This is a genomic window from Achromobacter sp. ACM05 (assembly GCF_019218915.1).
Lineage (GTDB): Bacteria > Pseudomonadota > Gammaproteobacteria > Burkholderiales > Burkholderiaceae_B > Achromobacter > Achromobacter animicus.
In genome coordinates this window covers 2,320,939-2,338,332 of the sequence record NZ_JAHUWQ010000001.1, presented here as the reverse complement: position 1 = coordinate 2,338,332, position 17,394 = coordinate 2,320,939, and the positions used below count along the sequence as shown (strand labels likewise).

General features: G+C 63.4%; 17 protein-coding genes and 1 tRNA gene. 8 read left to right on the top strand and 10 right to left on the bottom strand.

Annotated features, from left to right (window positions below):
* The first annotated feature begins 31 nt into the window (after window positions 1–31).
* The 3 genes from KW836_RS10655 (at window position 32) to KW836_RS10645 (ending at window position 2,132) form a co-directional block, all read left to right on the top strand.
* Window positions 32–943, top strand: a complete 912-nt coding sequence (locus KW836_RS10655; protein ID WP_218343200.1) for a LysR family transcriptional regulator — start codon at window positions 32–34, stop codon at window positions 941–943.
* Between the two features lie 163 nt (window positions 944–1,106).
* Window positions 1,107–1,709: a LysE/ArgO family amino acid transporter gene (locus KW836_RS10650; RefSeq protein ID WP_218343199.1), complete on the top strand. Its 603-nt coding sequence runs from the start codon at window positions 1,107–1,109 to the stop codon at window positions 1,707–1,709.
* Between the two features lie 81 nt (window positions 1,710–1,790).
* Window positions 1,791–2,132, top strand: coding sequence for a hypothetical protein (locus KW836_RS10645; protein ID WP_175125980.1), 342 nt, complete (start codon window positions 1,791–1,793; stop codon window positions 2,130–2,132).
* An 87-nt stretch (window positions 2,133–2,219) separates the two neighbouring features.
* Here the strand turns inward: KW836_RS10645 and KW836_RS10640 are convergent, their stop codons facing one another.
* On the bottom strand, window positions 2,220–2,537 hold the full coding sequence (locus tag KW836_RS10640; protein WP_254594382.1) for an outer membrane protein assembly factor BamE: 318 nt from the start codon (window positions 2,535–2,537) through the stop codon (window positions 2,220–2,222).
* 216 nt (window positions 2,538–2,753) lie between these two features.
* On the opposite strand from KW836_RS10640, the gene KW836_RS10635 reads away from it, so the two are divergent.
* On the top strand, window positions 2,754–3,662 hold the full coding sequence (locus KW836_RS10635) for a DNA/RNA non-specific endonuclease (protein ID WP_218343198.1): 909 nt from the start codon (window positions 2,754–2,756) through the stop codon (window positions 3,660–3,662).
* Between the two features lie 64 nt (window positions 3,663–3,726).
* On the opposite strand, the gene KW836_RS10630 is transcribed toward KW836_RS10635, so the two are convergent.
* Entirely contained in the window at window positions 3,727–4,809 is a 1,083-nt protein-coding gene (locus KW836_RS10630; RefSeq protein ID WP_175186579.1) for a flavodoxin family protein, read from the bottom strand.
* Between the two features lie 156 nt (window positions 4,810–4,965).
* On the opposite strand from KW836_RS10630, the gene KW836_RS10625 reads away from it, so the two are divergent.
* Window positions 4,966–5,232 (top strand): hypothetical protein, encoded by a 267-nt coding sequence (locus tag KW836_RS10625; RefSeq protein ID WP_175138273.1) that lies wholly within the window; start codon window positions 4,966–4,968, stop codon window positions 5,230–5,232.
* A gap of 90 nt (window positions 5,233–5,322) precedes the next feature.
* Here KW836_RS10625 and KW836_RS10620 read toward each other — a convergent pair whose 3' ends face one another.
* Together KW836_RS10620 and KW836_RS10615 are read right to left on the bottom strand one after the other, a co-directional pair.
* The gene (locus KW836_RS10620; RefSeq protein ID WP_175138272.1) at window positions 5,323–5,787 is read right to left on the bottom strand and encodes a hypothetical protein; all 465 of its coding nucleotides are present in this window, start codon (window positions 5,785–5,787) and stop codon (window positions 5,323–5,325) included.
* Between the two features lie 141 nt (window positions 5,788–5,928).
* Window positions 5,929–6,822 carry a LysR family transcriptional regulator gene (locus KW836_RS10615; protein ID WP_218343197.1) on the bottom strand — a complete coding sequence of 298 codons (894 nt, stop codon included), beginning with the start codon at window positions 6,820–6,822 and terminating at the stop codon, window positions 5,929–5,931.
* An 83-nt stretch (window positions 6,823–6,905) separates the two neighbouring features.
* Here KW836_RS10615 and KW836_RS10610 point away from each other — a divergent pair, with 83 nt between their 5' ends.
* Together KW836_RS10610 and KW836_RS10605 are read left to right on the top strand one after the other, a co-directional pair.
* Window positions 6,906–7,856, top strand: a complete 951-nt coding sequence (locus tag KW836_RS10610; RefSeq protein WP_218343196.1) for an esterase — start codon at window positions 6,906–6,908, stop codon at window positions 7,854–7,856.
* 32 nt (window positions 7,857–7,888) lie between these two features.
* Window positions 7,889–8,869: a tripartite tricarboxylate transporter substrate binding protein gene (locus KW836_RS10605; RefSeq protein WP_218343195.1), complete on the top strand. Its 981-nt coding sequence runs from the start codon at window positions 7,889–7,891 to the stop codon at window positions 8,867–8,869.
* A 189-nt stretch (window positions 8,870–9,058) separates the two neighbouring features.
* Here KW836_RS10605 and KW836_RS10600 read toward each other — a convergent pair.
* From KW836_RS10600 to ppk1, 6 genes are all read right to left on the bottom strand, one after another.
* Window positions 9,059–9,135 (bottom strand) — tRNA-Pro (locus KW836_RS10600).
* A gap of 149 nt (window positions 9,136–9,284) precedes the next feature.
* Window positions 9,285–10,061 carry a phosphate ABC transporter ATP-binding protein PstB gene (gene pstB / locus KW836_RS10595; protein WP_218343194.1) on the bottom strand — a complete coding sequence of 259 codons (777 nt, stop codon included), beginning with the start codon at window positions 10,059–10,061 and terminating at the stop codon, window positions 9,285–9,287.
* 49 nt (window positions 10,062–10,110) lie between these two features.
* On the bottom strand, window positions 10,111–10,965 hold the full coding sequence (gene pstA, locus KW836_RS10590) for a phosphate ABC transporter permease PstA (RefSeq protein ID WP_082579045.1): 855 nt from the start codon (window positions 10,963–10,965) through the stop codon (window positions 10,111–10,113).
* 24 nt (window positions 10,966–10,989) lie between these two features.
* Window positions 10,990–12,006 carry a phosphate ABC transporter permease subunit PstC gene (gene pstC / locus KW836_RS10585; RefSeq protein WP_175126056.1) on the bottom strand — a complete coding sequence of 339 codons (1,017 nt, stop codon included), beginning with the start codon at window positions 12,004–12,006 and terminating at the stop codon, window positions 10,990–10,992.
* A gap of 100 nt (window positions 12,007–12,106) precedes the next feature.
* Window positions 12,107–13,147 carry a phosphate ABC transporter substrate-binding protein PstS gene (gene pstS, locus KW836_RS10580; RefSeq protein ID WP_175138263.1) on the bottom strand — a complete coding sequence of 347 codons (1,041 nt, stop codon included), beginning with the start codon at window positions 13,145–13,147 and terminating at the stop codon, window positions 12,107–12,109.
* A gap of 322 nt (window positions 13,148–13,469) precedes the next feature.
* A complete protein-coding gene (gene ppk1 / locus KW836_RS10575) occupies window positions 13,470–15,545 on the bottom strand; it encodes a polyphosphate kinase 1 (protein WP_175138262.1) in 2,076 nt (691 codons plus the stop codon).
* Window positions 15,546–15,764: 219 nt separating this feature from the next.
* Between ppk1 and ppx the strand changes: the two genes are divergently transcribed.
* Complete coding sequence (gene ppx / locus KW836_RS10570; protein WP_175138261.1) at window positions 15,765–17,252, top strand: exopolyphosphatase; 1,488 nt, start codon at window positions 15,765–15,767, stop codon at window positions 17,250–17,252.
* The last annotated feature ends 142 nt before the right edge of the window (window positions 17,253–17,394 follow it).

Here is a 17,394-nt window from a genome sequence, read left to right as displayed (position 1 = left end):
CCGTTTCGGAACATCAAACAGGATGATCGCCATGCGCGACCTCGACATCACCACCCTGCGGCTCTTCGTCTCCGTCTGCGAGACCGGCAACATTGCCCGCGCCGGCCAGCGCGCCAACATCGTGGGGTCGGCCATCAGCAAGCGGCTCGCGCAACTTGAGGACACCGTGGGCGCCAAACTGCTGACGCGCAAGCGCCGGGGCGTCGAGCCCACCGAAGCCGGCGAAACGCTGCTGGAGCACGCGCGCGCCATCCTTGCCAGTTCCGAACGCATCGAACGCGACATGTCCGCCTACGCCAGCGGCGTAAAGGGGCAAGTGCGCATCCTGGCCACCGCGTCGGTCCTGGCCGAATCCCTGGCCGAGGACATCGCGGCCTTTCTTCAAGGCGCTCCCCACCGCAACATCCGGGTGGACATGGAAGAACGCGTCAGCCAGGAGGTCGTGCGCGGCGTCTGCGAGGGCATCGCCAGCCTGGGCATCTGCTGGGATGCGGCCGATTTTCATGGGCTGGAACAGCGTCCCTACCGGGGCGACCGCCTGGCCATCGTCACCGCGCCGGGCCATCCGCTCGCTGACCGGGAGGCCGTTTTCTTTGAGGACGCGCTGGAGTACGAGCATGTCAGCATGCCGGCCGCCGGCGCCGTACTGCGCATGCTGCAAACGGCAGCCAACGACAGCGGCAAGGCGCTGCGGCACCGCGTCACGGTCAGCAACTTCGATTCTGCGTTTCGCGTCGTGCTGGCGGGACTGGCCATCAGCGTGGCGCCCATTGAAGTCGCCACGCCCTATGCGATGGCGCACGGGCTGCGGGTGCTGCCGCTGAAGGACGCCTGGAGCCGGCGGCGCTTTGCGATCTGCATGCGTAGCGAAGCGGCGCTGCCTGCGGCGGCGGCATTGTTGCTGGATCATCTGGTGGCGGCGGGCGCGAGCAGCGAGTCGTGAAATGGCGTGGGCATGGACGGGGCTTCGGTGTGCGCATCGACCGGGAGCAGGCAAGTCAGGAATGATTAGCCACGCTAATCAAAGATTAGGATATTTAGTTTTTCTAATTTCCCAGCCAGCGCTAGTCTGAGCGCCCCCTAATGACCTTGCCAGACCTTGCAGTATGTCCACCGCCTTCATCCCCGGATTTCTCCTCGGCCTCAGCCTCATCGTCGCCATCGGCGCACAAAACGCCTTTGTGCTGCGGCAAGGCTTGCGCAAGGAGCATGTCTTCCTGATCTGCCTGACTTGCGCGCTGTCCGACGCCGTCCTAATCGCGGCGGGCGTGGCGGGCTTTGGCATGGCGGTCGGTCTGCTGCCGTGGCTGGAGCCCGCAATGCGCTACGGCGGCGCCTTGTTTCTCTTTGTCTACGCGGCGCGCAGCCTGCACTCGGCGTTTCGCAAGCAGCACGACCATCTATCACCCTCGTCCCGTCAGGCAAATAGCCCGTTAGCGGCGCTGGCCACGTGTCTGGCGCTCACCTGGCTAAACCCGCATGTCTACCTGGACACCGTCGTCCTGCTGGGCTCCATCTCCAGCCAGTACGAAGGGCGCAAGCTGGCCTTTGCTGCCGGCGCGATCTGCGCGTCGTTCTGCTTTTTCTTTGCGTTGGGATATGGCGCGCGGCTCCTGCGACCCGTCTTCGCCAATGCCACCGCGTGGCGTGTGCTGGATGCCTGCGTCGGCATCCTGATGATCGTGATCGGCATACAGCTGGTGAGGTAATCCTCATCCTTCTGACGGACGGCGAAGGCGGCGGCGCGCTGCTACGCTGCCCTACCCGTCGTCCTTGAAGGATCGTCCGCCATGAGAATCGCAGCTGGCGCCGCCGGCGCATTGGCCATCCTGCTGTGCAGCGGCCCGGCCTTTGGCCAGTATGTGGTGCGGACCCAGGACATGAGCGGCAAATGGAGCGTGCCCAACCCGCAGTACGAAGGCGTGCCCGAGCTGTTCCGGGCAAGCTCGGGCGCCAAGCGTGCCTGCCTGGATCGCGGCCCGCCCAGCAACCTGTACCGCGCCGCCAAGGTCATCGACCTGCGGACCGGCGAAGAGGTGCTGGTGGTGGACTGCATTCCGATCCGCAACGAGCAGCGCCAGCGATCGGAGCAGATTCGGGCCAATGCGTTGAAGGCGGCGCCGACGCAGTGACCCCTCGTTCTTGAAACGTGTCGCCGTCCGTGATGGCGCGCCGACAGGGTTCGGCGGCCTAAGCCACGCGTCTTTGCGACGAGCGCCCTATCGCTTCTTTTGCGCGCCGTCCCTTTCGCCCGCGGACGCGTTCATGTAGTCCTTGACCGTGCCGTCCTTGTTGTAGGTCACCGTCAGCGTGCGCTGGTCCTGCATGGCGCCGTACTCGCTGTTGTTGAAGTAGAACCATGACGCGGTGCGCAGGCCTTGCGGGTTGACCTGCTGCGTGCGAGGGGGACCAAAGTCGCGGACCATCTCATCGAACGTCGTGACGTTGATCTGGATGGCTTGCACCTTATCTTGCGTGATCATGTCTCCCGGCGCGGGAGCAGCGCAGCCCGCCACGATGGCGGCGACGAAAAGCACGGACGATCTCATTGAACTTCCCCAGTCCTGTGTCAGCCGGCAAACGCGGCCGTTGTGTTTGTGAATTCCGAACGAGCATAAGAATACTCTGCCCGCTGCCGCGCGCAGCGTGGGCGTGCGCCGCAATGGCCGGTTAACGTCTGTCACGTTGCGGTCATCTACAATGCCGCCAGTTGCCGAGCGCGAAATGGCGCCGGCCCGCAACAAACAGGCAGCATGACCCGCGCGAAGAAATCAGCACCCAGAAAGAGAGCACCGGCCAGCAAAAGCCGGGCCGCCAGCCCCGGCCGCATCTACCGATTCCTGCGAACGTTCTCGCTCACGTCGCTGGCCGCTTTCGGCGCGGCCACGTACGCGCTGAACCCGCAATGGCGCGCCCACTTCTCCATCGACAACATCCTTGCGCGCGTCGGTTGGCCGACCCAGGAAAAGTTCGCCCCCGCCGCGGTGCCCGCCGGCGGCATGGCGCACACGCGCTTTGCCGACTGCCCGCAATTCTTCCCGCAGCAGCGCCCGCCCGTCGTGCCCGCCAGCCAGGCGCTGCGCGAGCTGTGCTTTTCAAACTTCGCCATCCTGCACAACGGACAGACCAAGACGCCGGTGTTCGTGGCCGAGCGTCTGAACCGCAAGATCCTGACGCAGGCACAGGGCATGGAACGGTCCGACAAGTTCTATGCCGAGGCACGCGTGCCGCGCGCCGAACGCGCTGAACTGACGGACTACAAGGGGTCGGGCTACTCGCGCGGTCACATGGCGCCGGCGGGTGACATGTCCACGCACGAGGCCATGGCGCAGAGCTTTTCGCTGGCGAACATGGTGCCGCAGGACCAGCGCCACAATGGTGGGCCGTGGAGCCAGATTGAACAGGACACACGCAAATACGTAATGCGGGCATCGGGCGACGTGTATGTGTTCACCGGGCCGTACTACGGCGACAAGCCCAAGGAGATTGGCTCCGGCGTGGCGGTGCCAAGCCATCTGTTCAAGGTTGTGTTTGATGCGTCCACGGGGCGCTCGTGGGTGCATTGGCAGGGGAACAGCGCGAGCACCAAGGCGGGCGCGCCGATCAGTTATGAAGAGTTCGCGCGCCGCACGGGGATGCAGTTGCTGCCGACGGGGAATTGAACGTCTCGTCGGCGTTGACTGCCCGATTTTGGTTTAGGTGTCGACCGCATATCGCCCGCGGCGCCTACTTCGGCCGCGGCGATGGCAACCCCTGATCCACGGCGGGCCACTCTCCGGCCCGCAGGCGCGGCAGGCACAGCACCATCGCCTTCGCCACATTGCGCACCTCTTCCTGCAACGCCGAGTCCTCGTCCAGCTCGGCATGACTCGTGGCATACGGCTTGTAGTAGCCAATGTAGCGATCCAGCTTCGACGACGCCCCGGCATCCACCAACCCCATCCATTCGAGCCAGTCGCAGAGCGCGCGCCGCTGCCCCTCAATGCCCGCCACGTCGCCGTGCACCACCACGCCGTAGGCGCGGCCAGCCAAATGCTTCGGAAACGGCCATCCGTCCATTTCGATCTGCTTGGCCTTCCTCGCGTCTTTGCCTGACGTCGTCGTCGGATCGGGGTTGCCGCCATCCGCACAGACCAGCCGGTCGATCATCAGCTTCAGGACGCTGGGCGACTGATACCAATAGGTCGGCGCGAGCAGGATCACGCCATGCGCCGCCATCCACTGCTCGTAGATGTCGTTCATCGCATCGTTGTCCTGCGCGAGCGAATGGTTGGGATAACAGCTACAGGGCCAATGGCAGAGCGGCATCGCGGTGGACACGCAGCCTTTGCAGGGGTGGATGAGGTACTGGTATTCCGACGTGAGGCGGCTCAGATCCAGCATGTCCGCCTGCACACTGGCCGACTCCAGTTCGTCGCGCACGATTTCCGACAGCCGCCAGGTCTTTGAGACCTCGCCAGGACAGGTCCCGTCATTGCGCGCCGCGCCGTTGACCACCAGGACGCGGGAGCGCGTTTCCGGATCGCGCTGCACCAACGCCGCGCGCGCGAGGCGGTCACGGGCATCTTTCCATTCCACAGATAAGTCGTAATCGGGATCTGCGTAACCTGACCCCGCCTTGACGGTATCGGGCGCCTTGCGTCCATTCTCGTAGGCATCCCAGGCGATGGCTTCAAGCCTTTCCAAGGCTTCGGTTTCAGACTTGAACGCCGGGTCATAGAAGCGGCGCATGAAACGCAGGCGGAATGTGTCGCGGGGCAGCTTGCCGGAATATTGTCCTGTTCGGACGTCGAGCTTCGGATTGGCCATTGCAGTGGTTCCGCGAAGATGAACCCTGCCAGGCAGCAACTCTCATGCCTGCCAGCTTGCCGCATGGCTTGCATTCGGCTGATGACTGCGCGGGCGCGTCACACCTTTCAAGCGCGCATCGAGTGCAGTAGGATGAACCGACCGACTGGAGGAATTATGCAAACAGCCAAGTGGGACTTTCAGATCGCGCAGCCAGAGCAGGAGGGCGATGAATGGCGCATCGGCTACACGCTGATCTCACCGATCGCCGGCGTGCCGTCCGAACGCATTGCCATCGACGAGCGGTTTCATTCCGCGCATGGCGCAATTGCCGAGGCGACCCGCCTCGCGCAGATTCATGTTGCCGACCTGAACGGTGAAGCGCCGACGTTCGAACGTCCGAGCGATGCCGAGGTGCCGTTCGACAAGGACCAGCGGTTTTAGGCAGTCGCGCGCAAACAGACAAACGCAGCCACGCGAACGTTTCTCGCGTGGCTGCAATTCGCTACGTTTGTGCGTTCTACGACAGGCCGTTCAGCGGGCCGGCGCCGGTGCGGTGCTGGCTGGCGTAGCCGGGTTCGCCGGGGTGGCGGGCACCTGAATCTCTTTCTTGCGCAATACGCCACCGCCCTGCACGCTACCCTGCACATTCGTGGGCGAGGTCATCTTGGCCACGCAGGTTGCACGCTGCGATTCGGGCAGACGGTTGCAGCGAGCCAGCTCATTCTGCCGAAGTTGCTCGGGGCTCTCCGCACTCAGATTCTGACGATCACGCTCTTGCCGTGCCGCTGCCGCTTCGCGCAGGCAAGTTTCCAGCGGTTGGCCGGAGGCGCCGCTCTTGCAGGTGGCGACATCCTGCTGATGCTGCGCTTGCGAGGTAGCGCTGGTGTCAGCGGCGTAAGCCGCGCCCGTGGCCCACGTCATACCCGCCACGCAAAGAATCGCGGAAACTCTTTTCAGGGGCACTTGAACAGCATTCATCTTGTGAACAGTATTCATGGTCAGCTCCTCAAAATAGGGACATGCGCCCGGCGACACGCCGAACGGAATCTCCCGGCGATATATCTACCACGCGGGGTTCAGAAGTAGCAGCGAACGAAGTAACGCGATGTGTCAACCGCCGCGTTCGATAGGCGTGTTTCAACGCGCAAGGTAGGCGCGTACGAGTTCCATCAGATACTGACCTTGCGGCGTCGGCGTGCTGTCACGGCGGCGCACGATATACACATCCCGCGCGATGTCGGGATCCAGCACTGGGATCGACTTCAGGCCATACCCATGCGCTTCGAACAACGCGGGCATGATGGTCACGAAATTGCCCGATTGCACCAGCCCGATCATGGTGGCCAGCTGATCGACTTCGATGGTCCAGGGCAACTCCAGCCCGCGAGCGTTCAGGACACTGTCGATCTGCAAACGGGTGGAACTGACCGGATTCAGCCCCACTACCGGCAGGCCCGGCAGCTTTTTCCAAGACAGCTTGCGGCTGCGTGGCGCCAGGGCAGAACCCTCGGCAAACACCAGGTTGTAGCCATAGGTGGCGACGCGCTCGGCCTCCAGGGTGGGACCGAATGACACCGGCGTGGTGATGCCGAATTCCACCTCGCGCTCTTCGACCAGTCCCGTCGTGACGGTCGCGTTGCCGTCGCGGATGGACAGATACACCTGCGGATGCCGTGCATAGAATTCGGGCAGCACATTCGGCAGCACCGAATAGCCTACCGAAGCCACCGTGCTCACCATCAGCGTGCCTTCGTGCCCCCGCGCGCGGCGGGCGGCCTCGGTCAGGCTGGCATCCATCTGGGTAACGATGGGCAGCACGCGCTCATACAGCGCGCGGCCTATCGACGTCAGCACCACGCTGCGCGTCGTACGTTCAAACAAGCGTCCGCCGATTTCCGATTCCAGCTTTGCGATACGCCGGCTCAAAGCCGACGTCGTGACGCACAGCAGCGCGGCGGCGGACGTGTATTGGCCCATGCGCGCCACGCAGCAGAACGAGCGGATATCTTCCAGATCGTAATTGATTCGCATGGATCAAGAATCGTTGAAATTTTTTCGATAGACGTAACTATACGCGCGGCCTGAACATGCGGGCATCACTTCAACGAGCCATCATGAATCCACAAGGCAAGGGCATTTTTCTGAAATCGATGAACAGCTTCTTCGTGGGCGGCGCGACCGCCGTGCTTGAAGGCCTGCCCGTCGAATATCGCAGCATGGTCCTGAACGGTTCCCCGCGCGAGGTCAACCCGAACGGAGAGCAGGTCTATGGGCAGATGTATGTCCAGGAATACCGCCTGGCACAGCCCCGGCATCCGGATCCGGTGCTGCTTTGGCATGGCGGGGGCATGACCGGCTGCACATGGGAAACGACCCCAGATGGCCGCAACGGCTGGCTGTGGAAATTCCTGGATGCCGGTTACGACGTCCTGGTCAGCGACGCAGTGGAACGCGGCCGTTCGTCGTGGGCACGCTTCCCGCAGGTGTATCGCGAGTCGCCCGTCTTTCGCACCAAGCGCGAGGCCTGGACGACGTTTCGAATCGGACCCGTCTACGACCCCGACCCGCCGCAGCGAAAGGCCTATCCAGGGCAACAGTTTCCCACCGAGGCGTTTGACGCGTTCGCCAATCAATGGGTGCCGCGCTGGCCGGGCCATGAATCCATGATTCTGGCGGCGTACGAAGCGTTGATCGACCGGGTGGGGCATTGCCATATCGTCGCCCACAGCCAGGGCGCGGGCTTTGCCGCCGAAATTGCGCGCCGCCGTCCTCAAGCAGTGCGCCGGGTGGTGGGCGTGGAGCCTGGCGGTATGCCGCAAGCGGCCCCGATTGAAGCGCTGCCGCCGCATCTTGTTGTGTGGGGCGACTACATCGAAGCGTCGGGCTCGCACTGGGTCGGCTACCGCCAACAAGCCGAGCGTTATCTGGATTCCATCCGGGGGTGCGCCGACGTGTCGGTGCTGGACCTGCCCGCCAGCGGCGTCGCGGGCAATTCCCACCTGCCGATGATGGACCGCAATAGCGACGAGGTGTTCCAACGCGTCTTGAAGTGGCTGCAAAGCTGAAGCAACACGAACGAAAACAACAGGAGACAACCATGACCATTCGACCCCTTTCCAGCGCAGCGCTGCTGGGAGCCCTTGTGTTGGGAGGAACCAGCGCGGCGCATGCGCAGGCCTACCCCGCCCATCCCATCAAGCTCATCGTGGGCTACGCACCGGCAGGATCGGTGGACACGTTCGCTCGCATCATCGCCCCCGAACTGGGCCGCGAGCTGGGCCAGACCATCGTCATCGAGAACGTCGCGGGAGCCGGCGGCATCATCGGCGTCACGCGCGCGGTCAACGCCAAGCCCGACGGGTACACGGTGCTGATGGGCATCGTGTCCGATGTCGTGATCGCGCCCATTCTGCAATCGTCGGCCAAATACACCTACCGCGACCTGGCCGCCGTCGCGCCGCTGGGCACAAGCGGCGTTGGCGTCGTGGCGAATCCGAATCTGGGCGTGAAATCGTTCGGCGACCTGATTGCACGGGCCAAAGCAAACCCGGGCAAGCTGACGTACGGCGCCACGGGCGTCGGCTCGCTGCCCGCCATCGCCATGGAGAGCTTCAAGCTCACCACGGGTACGGACATCACGTTCATTCCCTACGCCAGCGCGTCGAAAATCGCGACCGATGTCATCGGCGGCAATGTGGATATCGCGGTGTCCGGGCTGCCAGCCCTGCTCGAACTAATTAAAAGCGGCCGTGTGACGGGCGTGGGCGTCATGAGCCGCGACCGCGACATCGGCAACCCGGACTTGGCGTCGGCGGGTGAAACACCGGAACTCAAAGGGATGGACTATTACTTCTGGACCGGAATTTTCGCACCGTCGAATACGCCGGACCCCATCGTCCAGACGTTGAACGCCGCGTTCAGCCGTGTCATGGCCAAGCCGGAGATCCAGGCACGGTTCAAGGAATTGGGTGTCAAGGTCAGCCCGGCCACCTCGCCGTCAGCGTTTGGGCAGTTTGTGGCAAGCAGCGATGCGCAATGGCAAAAGCTGATCGAAGACGCGAAGATCCCGCGTCAGTAGGAGGAAGGGGCGGAGCATGCGCTTACACGCCTAAGCTCACACGCTCGAAGCCCGATCGCGAGTCGGGCGGACCAACAAAATGGCCCCAACCTCGGTGAGTTTGGGGCCATTTTGTTGGTGGTCCCAATTTTCTTGGACCACCTGTCGTCTTTGCTTGCACTGCGGAAATCCGGAGACCCGCATGGATATTGGTCGGGGCGGTGGGATTCGAACTCACGACCCTCTGCTCCCAAAGCAGATGCGCTACCAGGCTGCGCTACGCCCCGAAGGGTGGCAACTATACCAGAAAGCGATCATTCGCGGCCGAGGTTCAGCCATTCGGCGACGTAACAAAATACCTGCCCTGCATCCCACGAAATGAAAAACGGCGCGCCACCCAGGCGCGCCGCTTCCAGCACTGCAGGACGAATCGCGATCAGCCAAAACGGCCCGTGATGTAGTCCTCGGTTTCCTTGCGCGAAGGCTTCACGAAGATCTGGTCGGTCTGACCAAACTCCATCAGCTCGCCCAGGTACATATACGCCGTGTAGTCCGAGCAACGCGCAGCTTGCTGCATGTTGTGCGTCACGATAACGACGGTGTAGTCGTTCTTCAGCTCAGCGATCAGTTCTTCGATCTTGGCCGTGGAAATGGGATCCAGCGCCGAGCACGGCTCATCCAGCAGGAGCACTTCGGGTTTGATCGCCACGCCGCGCGCGATGCACAGACGCTGTTGCTGGCCGCCGGACAGGCTGTTGCCGCTTTGATGCAGCTTGTCCTTCACTTCGTTCCACAGCGCAGCCTTGCTCAGCGCCCATTCCACGCGCTCGTCCATCTCACCCTTCGACAGGCGCTCGAACAGACGCACGCCGAAGGCGATGTTGTCGTAGATGCTCATGGGGAACGGCGTGGGCTTTTGAAAGACCATGCCGACCTTGGCGCGGATCAGCGAGATGTCGGTCTTGGCCGTCAGCAGGTTTTCGCCGTCCAGCAGAATTTCGCCCTCGGCGCGCTGGCCGGGGTACAGCTCGAACATGCGGTTGAACGTGCGCAGCAGCGTCGATTTGCCGCAGCCCGACGGACCGATGAAGGCGGTGACCTTCTTCTCCTGGATCGACATGTTCACGTTACGAATCGCGTGGAACTTGCCGTAGTAGAAGTTCAGGTTCTTGACCTCGAGCTTGTTCTTGACTGCGGTAGCGGTGTTTTCCATTGGGTTTCCCTTGGATGTCGGCGCGGCCAGCGCGCCGGCAAAGCGATCTTTATTTGCGGAACAGGTTGCGGGCGATGATGTTGATGCCCAACACCAGCAGCGTGATCAGCGTGGCGCCGGCCCAGGCCAGGTTGTTCCAGTCCTTGAAGGGGCTGGCGGCGTATTGGTAGATGACGACCGGCAGGTTGGCCATCGGGCCGTTCATGTTCAGCGACATGAACTGATTCGACAGCGCGGTGAACAGCAGCGGCGCGGTTTCGCCGGAGATGCGGGCGATGGCGAGCAGCACGCCGGTAATGATGCCGGACTTGGCGGCGCGATAGCAGACCAGCGTGATCATGCGCCACTTCGGGCAGCCCAGCGCGGCGGTCGCCTCGCGCAGGCTGTTGGGCACCAGCAGCAGCATGTTGTCGGTGGTGCGGACCACGACCGGGATCACCAGGATGGACAGCGCAATGGCGCCGGCCCAACCCGAGTAATGCCCGACCTGCGCCACATATACGGCATAGATGAACAGGCCGATGATGATGGATGGCGCCGACAGCAGCACGTCGTTCAGGAAGCGCGTGGCCGGGGCCAGCCAGCCGCGCTGGCCGTATTCAGCCAGGTAGGTGCCGGCCAGGATGCCGACCGGCGTGCCGATCAGCGTGCCGACGCCCGCCATCATCACACTGCCGAGAATGGCGTTGAGCAAGCCCCCCGCCTGGCCCGGCGGCGGCGTGATTTCGGTGAAGAGCGTGTACGACAGCGCGGGCGCGCCCTTCATCAGCAACGTGAGAATGATCCAGAACAGCCAGAACAGGCCGAAGACCAGCGTCGTCATCGACACGGCGAGCATGATGCGATTGACCACGCGGCGCCGGCGGTAGATGCCGTTCTGCATGTTGAGTACGGATTCAGCCATGATTTTTTCCTTGTGCTCCGGGCGTCAGGTCTTCTTGCCTTCGCCGGCGGACAGGCGGACCAGCAGCGTCTTGGCCAGGGCCAGCACGATGGTCGTGATGAGGAACAGGATCAGGCCCAGTTCCAGCAACGCCGCCTTCTGGATGCCGCCCGCCTCGTTGAATTCGTTGGCGAGCGCCGAGGCGATGGAGTTGCCGGGCGAGAACAGGGAACCGGACCACTTGAAGGCGTTGCCGATGACGAAGGTCACGGCCATGGTCTCGCCCAGGGCACGGCCCAGGCCGAGCATGATGCCGCCGATGACGCCCGACTTGGTGAAGGGCAGCACCACGCGCCACATCACTTCCCAGGTCGTGCTGCCCAGGCCGTAGGCCGATTCCTTGAGCATCGCGGGGACCAGTTCGAACACGTCGCGCATCACCGCGGCGATGAACGGGATGATCATGATCGAGAGGATCAGGCCGGCGGTGAAGATGCCGATACCGAACGGTGGGCCTGCAAACAGACCGCCGATGATGGGAAGATTGCCCAACGTCGCGATCAGGAACGGCTGCACGTACTGCTGGAACACCGGCACGAAGACGAACAGGCCCCACATGCCGTAAATGATGGACGGGATGGCCGCCAGCATTTCGATAGCGGTGCCCAGCGGGCGGCGCAGCCAGGTCGGGGAGAGTTCGGTCAGGAAGATGGCGATGCCGAAGGACACCGGCACGGCGATGATCAGTGCGATCGCGGACGTCAGCAACGTGCCGATGATCGGCACGACGGCGCCGTAATTGGAGTTGACCGGGTCCCAGTCATTGAGCCACAGGAACGACAGGCCATATTTGGCCAGCGATTCGCGGCTGCCGTAGATGAGGGAGATGAGAATCGCCGCCAGAAGAATGAACACCAGGAAGGCGAACAGGCGGGTCAGATTCTTGAACAGCGCATCCATCAGCGCGTTTTTTGTTTGCTTCATAGGCGAAGGCGTGCCGGTAGTCACGGAATCCGCCACGCTGGGCGGAAGCGGCACACTATTATCCATTACCGCGCTCATGGATGGACTTTCCTTAGGAAACCTGGGGGAACAGCAGAGAGGTCGATTTACAAGCGGCGGCCCCGCCCGCCATCAGGCGTCGGGGCCGCTCGGTACTGATTTACTTCCAGACAGCCTGGCCGTCAGCGGACTTCACTTCGCCCCAGGCGGCGCGGATTTCCTTGGTCACGGCTTCCGGCAGCGGCACGTAGTCCATGGCTTCAGCCGACTTGGCGCCGTTCTTGAAGGCCCAGTCGAAGAAGTCCAGCACAGCCTTGCCCTGAACCGGCTTGTCTTGCGACTTGTGGATCAGGATGAAGGTGGCGGCGGTGACGGGCCACGAATCGGCGCCCGGCTCGTCGGTCAGGACCACGCCCATGCCCGGCGCGCTCTTCCAGTCGGCGTTGGCGGCCGCGGCAGCGAAAGCCTTTTGCTCGGGCTGGACGAACTTGCCGTCCTTGTTCTGCAGTTGCGTCCAGGCCAGCTTGTTCTGCTTGGCGTAGGCGTATTCGACGTAGCCGATCGAGTTCTTCAGTTGGCCGACGTAGGCGGCGACGCCTTCGTTGCCCTTGCCGCCCTGACCGGTGGGCCACTTGACGGCCTTGCCTTCACCGACTTGCGACTTCCACTCCGGCGACACCTTGGACAGGTAGTTCGTCCAGCCGAAGGTGGTGCCCGAGCCGTCCGAACGGTGCACGACGATGATGTCGGCCGAGGGCAGCTTGACGTCGGGGTTCAGCGCCTTCAGCGCAGCGTCGTCCCACTTCTTGATCTTGCCCAGGAAGATGTCGGCCAGGACCTTGCCCGACAGCTTCAGCTTGCCCGGCTCGACGCCGTCGACGTTCACGACGGCCACGGTGCCGCCGATCACGGCGGGGAACTGCAGCAGGCCATGCTTTTCCAGGTCGGCAGCCTTCATCGGGTCATCCGAAGCGCCAAAGTCGACCGTCTTTGCAATGATCTGCTGTTGACCACCGCCCGAACCGATGGACTGGTAGTTGACCGCGTTGTTGGTCGCAGCCTTGTAGTCGGACGCCCACTTGGCGTAGATCGGGTACGGGAACGATGCGCCGGCGCCGGTGACGTTGGCGGCCTGGACGGCAAAAACGGCGGCGCTCAGCGCGACGCCCACGGAAACTTGCTTGAAGACACGTTTGAACATCTGGGTTCCTTCTGTGCTCGTTAAAGGAGTCTTGGCAGGCTTTTTAGCTGCCTGTCTTTCAGCGACCTTCGCATCTTAGGTACCCAACGTGACAAGACCATGACAGTCATGATCCCCCCCCCGACGCGCTTCGCGCCTCCCCCCAGGGGGCGCCGGTGGCGGACCGGCGAAGCCGGATCCGCGCGGCCGCGCTCGGGAGGCCGAAGCTCGAAGAAAAGCCCATTCCCGCTGAGGGAATGGGCTCGTCGCGCCGGTGACACAGGCCAGGCGTAAAGTGGCGTTCGCCCCCCCCTTACTCATTTGGGGACAGAACACTAACCTGCTACACGCCCAGCTTCTGCATCAGGAACTGGTGCAGGTTATACGGCTCGCGGCGGCTCTTGACGCGCGCATAGTCGCCACTGGGTTGCTGCTGCCAGGCAAGCTGGTTGTCGCGCAGCGCGTACGTGAAGGCTTCGTCGATGACGCGCTTTTTGAGCGTCTTGTCATAGATCGGGAACGCGATCTCGACGCGGCGGAAGAAGTTGCGGTCCATCCAGTCGGCGGACGACAGGTACACGGTCTCTTCGCCGTCGGCGTAGAAATAGAAGACGCGGGAATGCTCCAGGAAGCGGCCCACGATGGAGCGCACACGGATGTTTTCGGACAGCCCCGGCACCCCGGCGCGCAAGGCGCAGACGCCCCGCACGATCAGGTCGATCTTCACGCCCGCCTGGCTGGCCTTGTAAAGCTCGGCGATGATCTGCTCTTCCAGAAGCGAATTCATCTTGGCCATAATGCGCGACCGTTTGCCCGCCTTGGCGGCGCGCGCCTCGGCGCGGATCAGCGACACCATGCCTTCGTGCAGGGTGAACGGCGACTGCATCAGCGATTTGAGCGCGCGGCGCGCACCCAGGCCGGTCAACTGCGCGAACACCTTGTCCATGTCCTCGCACAGCTTCGGGTCCGCCGTCAGCAGCCCGAAATCGGTGTACAGGCGCGCCGTGCGCGGGTGGTAATTGCCGGTGCCCAAGTGGGCATAGCGGCGCAGACGACCCTTTTCCCGGCGCAGCACCACCGCCATCTTGGCGTGCGTCTTGTGCGCCACTACGCCATAGACGACGTGCGCCCCCACCTCTTCCAGCTTGGAGGCCCAGTTGATGTTGGTCTGCTCGTCAAAGCGCGCCATCAGCTCCACCACCACCGTCACTTCCTTGCCGGCGCGCGCGGCCGCCAGCAGGATCTTCATCAGCTCGGAGTCCTCGCCGGTGCGGTAGATGGTCTGCTTGATGGCCATTACGTCCGGATCCAGCGCGGCGGCGGTCAGGAAGTCGATGACGGGCTGGAACGACTGATAGGGATGGTGCAGCAGGCGGTCGCACTCGGCCACTGCCTCAAAGAGTTCCGCGGGCTTGTCGCCGACGCGGTCAAACGGCGCGGGCACGGGCGCGCGGTAGTCGGGAAACAGCAGGTCCGGCCGCGCCGCGGAATTGCACAGCTGCATGAGCCGCGACAGGTTCACCGGGCCGGGCACGCGATAGGTGTCGTCGGCCTTGAGCGAAAACTCGCGCTGCAGGAAGGTTTCCAGTTCGACGGGCGTCAGCTTGTCGATCTCAAGGCGGACGGCGGCGCCGAAGTTGCGCTGCGACAGCTCGCCCTGCAGCGCGTGGCGCAGGTTGGTGACTTCTTCCTCGTCCACGAACAGGTCGCTGTTGCGCGTGACGCGCCACTGGTAGCAACCCAGCATCTCCAGGCCCGGGAACAGCTCGCCCACGAAGGCGCGCAGGAGGGAGGTCAGGAGGATGTAGCCCTCCGGCTGCCCAGAGAGCTCCTGCGGCATCTTGATCAGGCGCGGCAGCGCGCGGGGCGCCTGAACGATGGCGATGGACGCCTGACGGCCGAACGCGTCAGCGCCGGCCAGCGACACGATGAAATTCAGGCTCTTGTTGTAGACGCGCGGAAACGGGTGCGCCGGGTCCAGCCCGATGGGGGTCAACAGCGGCATCACGTCACGGTGGAACACGTCGCGCGCCCATTCCTGCTGCTCCGGATTCCATTCGGAAGCGTGATGCAGCGCGATGCCCTCCTTGTGCATGGCGGGCAGGATCTGATCGTTGAGCAGGTTGTACTGGCGGTTCACCAGTTCGTGCACCGCCTGCTGGACGCATTCGAATGCCTCGTCGGGCGTCATGCCGTCCGGGCCGACCAGATTGGGCGACTGGCGCTGCTGCTCTTTCAGGCTGGAGATCCGGATCTCGAAGAACTCGTCCAGGTTGGAACTGACGATGCACACGTAGCGCAGCCTTTCCAGCAGCGGCGTCTTGGGGTTTTCCGCCATCGCCAGCACGCGTTCATTGAACTTGAGCAGCGACAATTCGCGATTCATGAGCAGAGGCTCGCCTGGCGGACGTGTGGGCATACCGGATTCCATACGAAAAGAGAGCGTGAAGTTTTACTGCAAACAGGTGACGGTTCTATGACAGCGCCCAATCGCTAAGGGTACGTCAAATGCGGGACATATGGCGCACTGGACAATGGCTTCCAAGCCTCTGTTCCGTAAGCAAAAACCCGTATCCGGCGGCGTTGTCACATGGGGTCCTTATAATCGGTCCACCTCACAGCCAATATTACGAGCCGCATGGATCAACTTCTGGCCGCGGTGGACCTCGGGTCCAACAGCTTTCGCCTCTCCATCGGACGCATCGTTCAGCAGGACGGTACGCCCCAGATCTACCAGATCGACCGCCTCAAGGAAACCGTCCGGCTCGCCGCCGGTCTGGACGCCGAAAAACGGCTTGGCGACGCCGCCATCGACCGCGCCATTGCCGTCCTGGAACGCTTCGGCGAACGCCTGCGCAGTTTCCACCCCAACCGGGTCCGTGCGGTTGCCACCAACACGTTCCGCGTCGCCCGCAATACCAAAGATTTCCTGCCCCGCGCCGAAGCCGCATTGGGCTTTCCCATTGAAGTCATCGCCGGCCGCGAAGAGGCCCGCCTGATCTTCACGGGCGTGGCCCACACCCTGCCCCCCTCGCCCAACAAGCGCCTGGTCATCGACATCGGCGGCGGTTCCACCGAAGTCATCATCGGCAAGGGCCACGAACCGGGCCTGATGTCCTCGCTGTACATGGGCTGCGTCAGCTACAGCCGCCAGTTCTTCTCGGACGGCGTGGTGGATGCGCACCAGATGAAGCAGGCCGAGCTGGCCGCGCGCCGCGAAATCGAAGTCATCGCCAAGCAATACCGCAAGATGGGCTGGAAGGAAGCCTATGGCTCCTCCGGCACCGCCAAGGCGCTCTTCGCGATCCTGACCGAAGGCGGCTATTCCGACCGCGGCATCACGCGCTCGGGCCTGACCAAGCTGAAGGACCGTCTCATCCGCTCGGGTCGCGTCATTCCGTCCGAGCTTCCCGGCATTAAGATCGAACGCGCCGACGTGCTGCCCGGCGGGCTGGCCATCATGAGCGCGCTGTTCGACGAGCTGGGCATCGATGTCATGCACACCGGCGACGGCGCACTGCGCCTGGGCGTGTTGTACGACCTGCTGGGCCGTGACGACGAGCACGACAAGCGCGACGAATCGGTACGCCAGTTCGTCAAGCGCTATCACGTGGACGTAAACCAGGCGCGCCGCGTTCGCCACGCCGCCCTCAGCCTGTTCGACGCCATGTTCCCCGAAGGCCAGGAGCGCGCCGAGCTGCGTCCCGCACTGGGCTGGGCGGCCGATCTGCACGAAGTGGGTCTGTCGATTGCCCACAACGCGTATCACAAGCACACCGCCTACGTGCTGGAAAACGCCGACATGCCGGGCTTTTCACGCGCCGACCAGCAACTGCTGGCCTTGCTGGCGCTGGGACACCAGGGCAAGCTGGCCAAGGTGGAACCGCTGGTGCGCACGCGCCCGCAATGGAAGGCCATCCTGGCGCTGCGTCTGGCGGTGTTGCTGTTCCGCCGCCGCGGCGAGATCGAACCCCTGCCCCTCACCGCGTCGGTCCGAGACAATTCCATCGTGGTGCGCGTCAACCGCGAATGGCTGGCCGAACACCCGCTCAGCGACTTCACGCTGCGCGCGGAAGAAGCCGAGTGGAACAAGGTCGGGTTTTCGTTCGAACTGCTGGAGTTCTGAAAATCAAGAACGGGGCGGCGCGGCCGCCCCGGCTGATCAGAATGGCGAGAGATCGGTTTCCCGATCCAGCCGCCTGAGTTCCATGCGCAGCGGCCGGGTGGCCCGCCGGATCAGTCTGATTGTCATTCGGCGGAACAGGCGG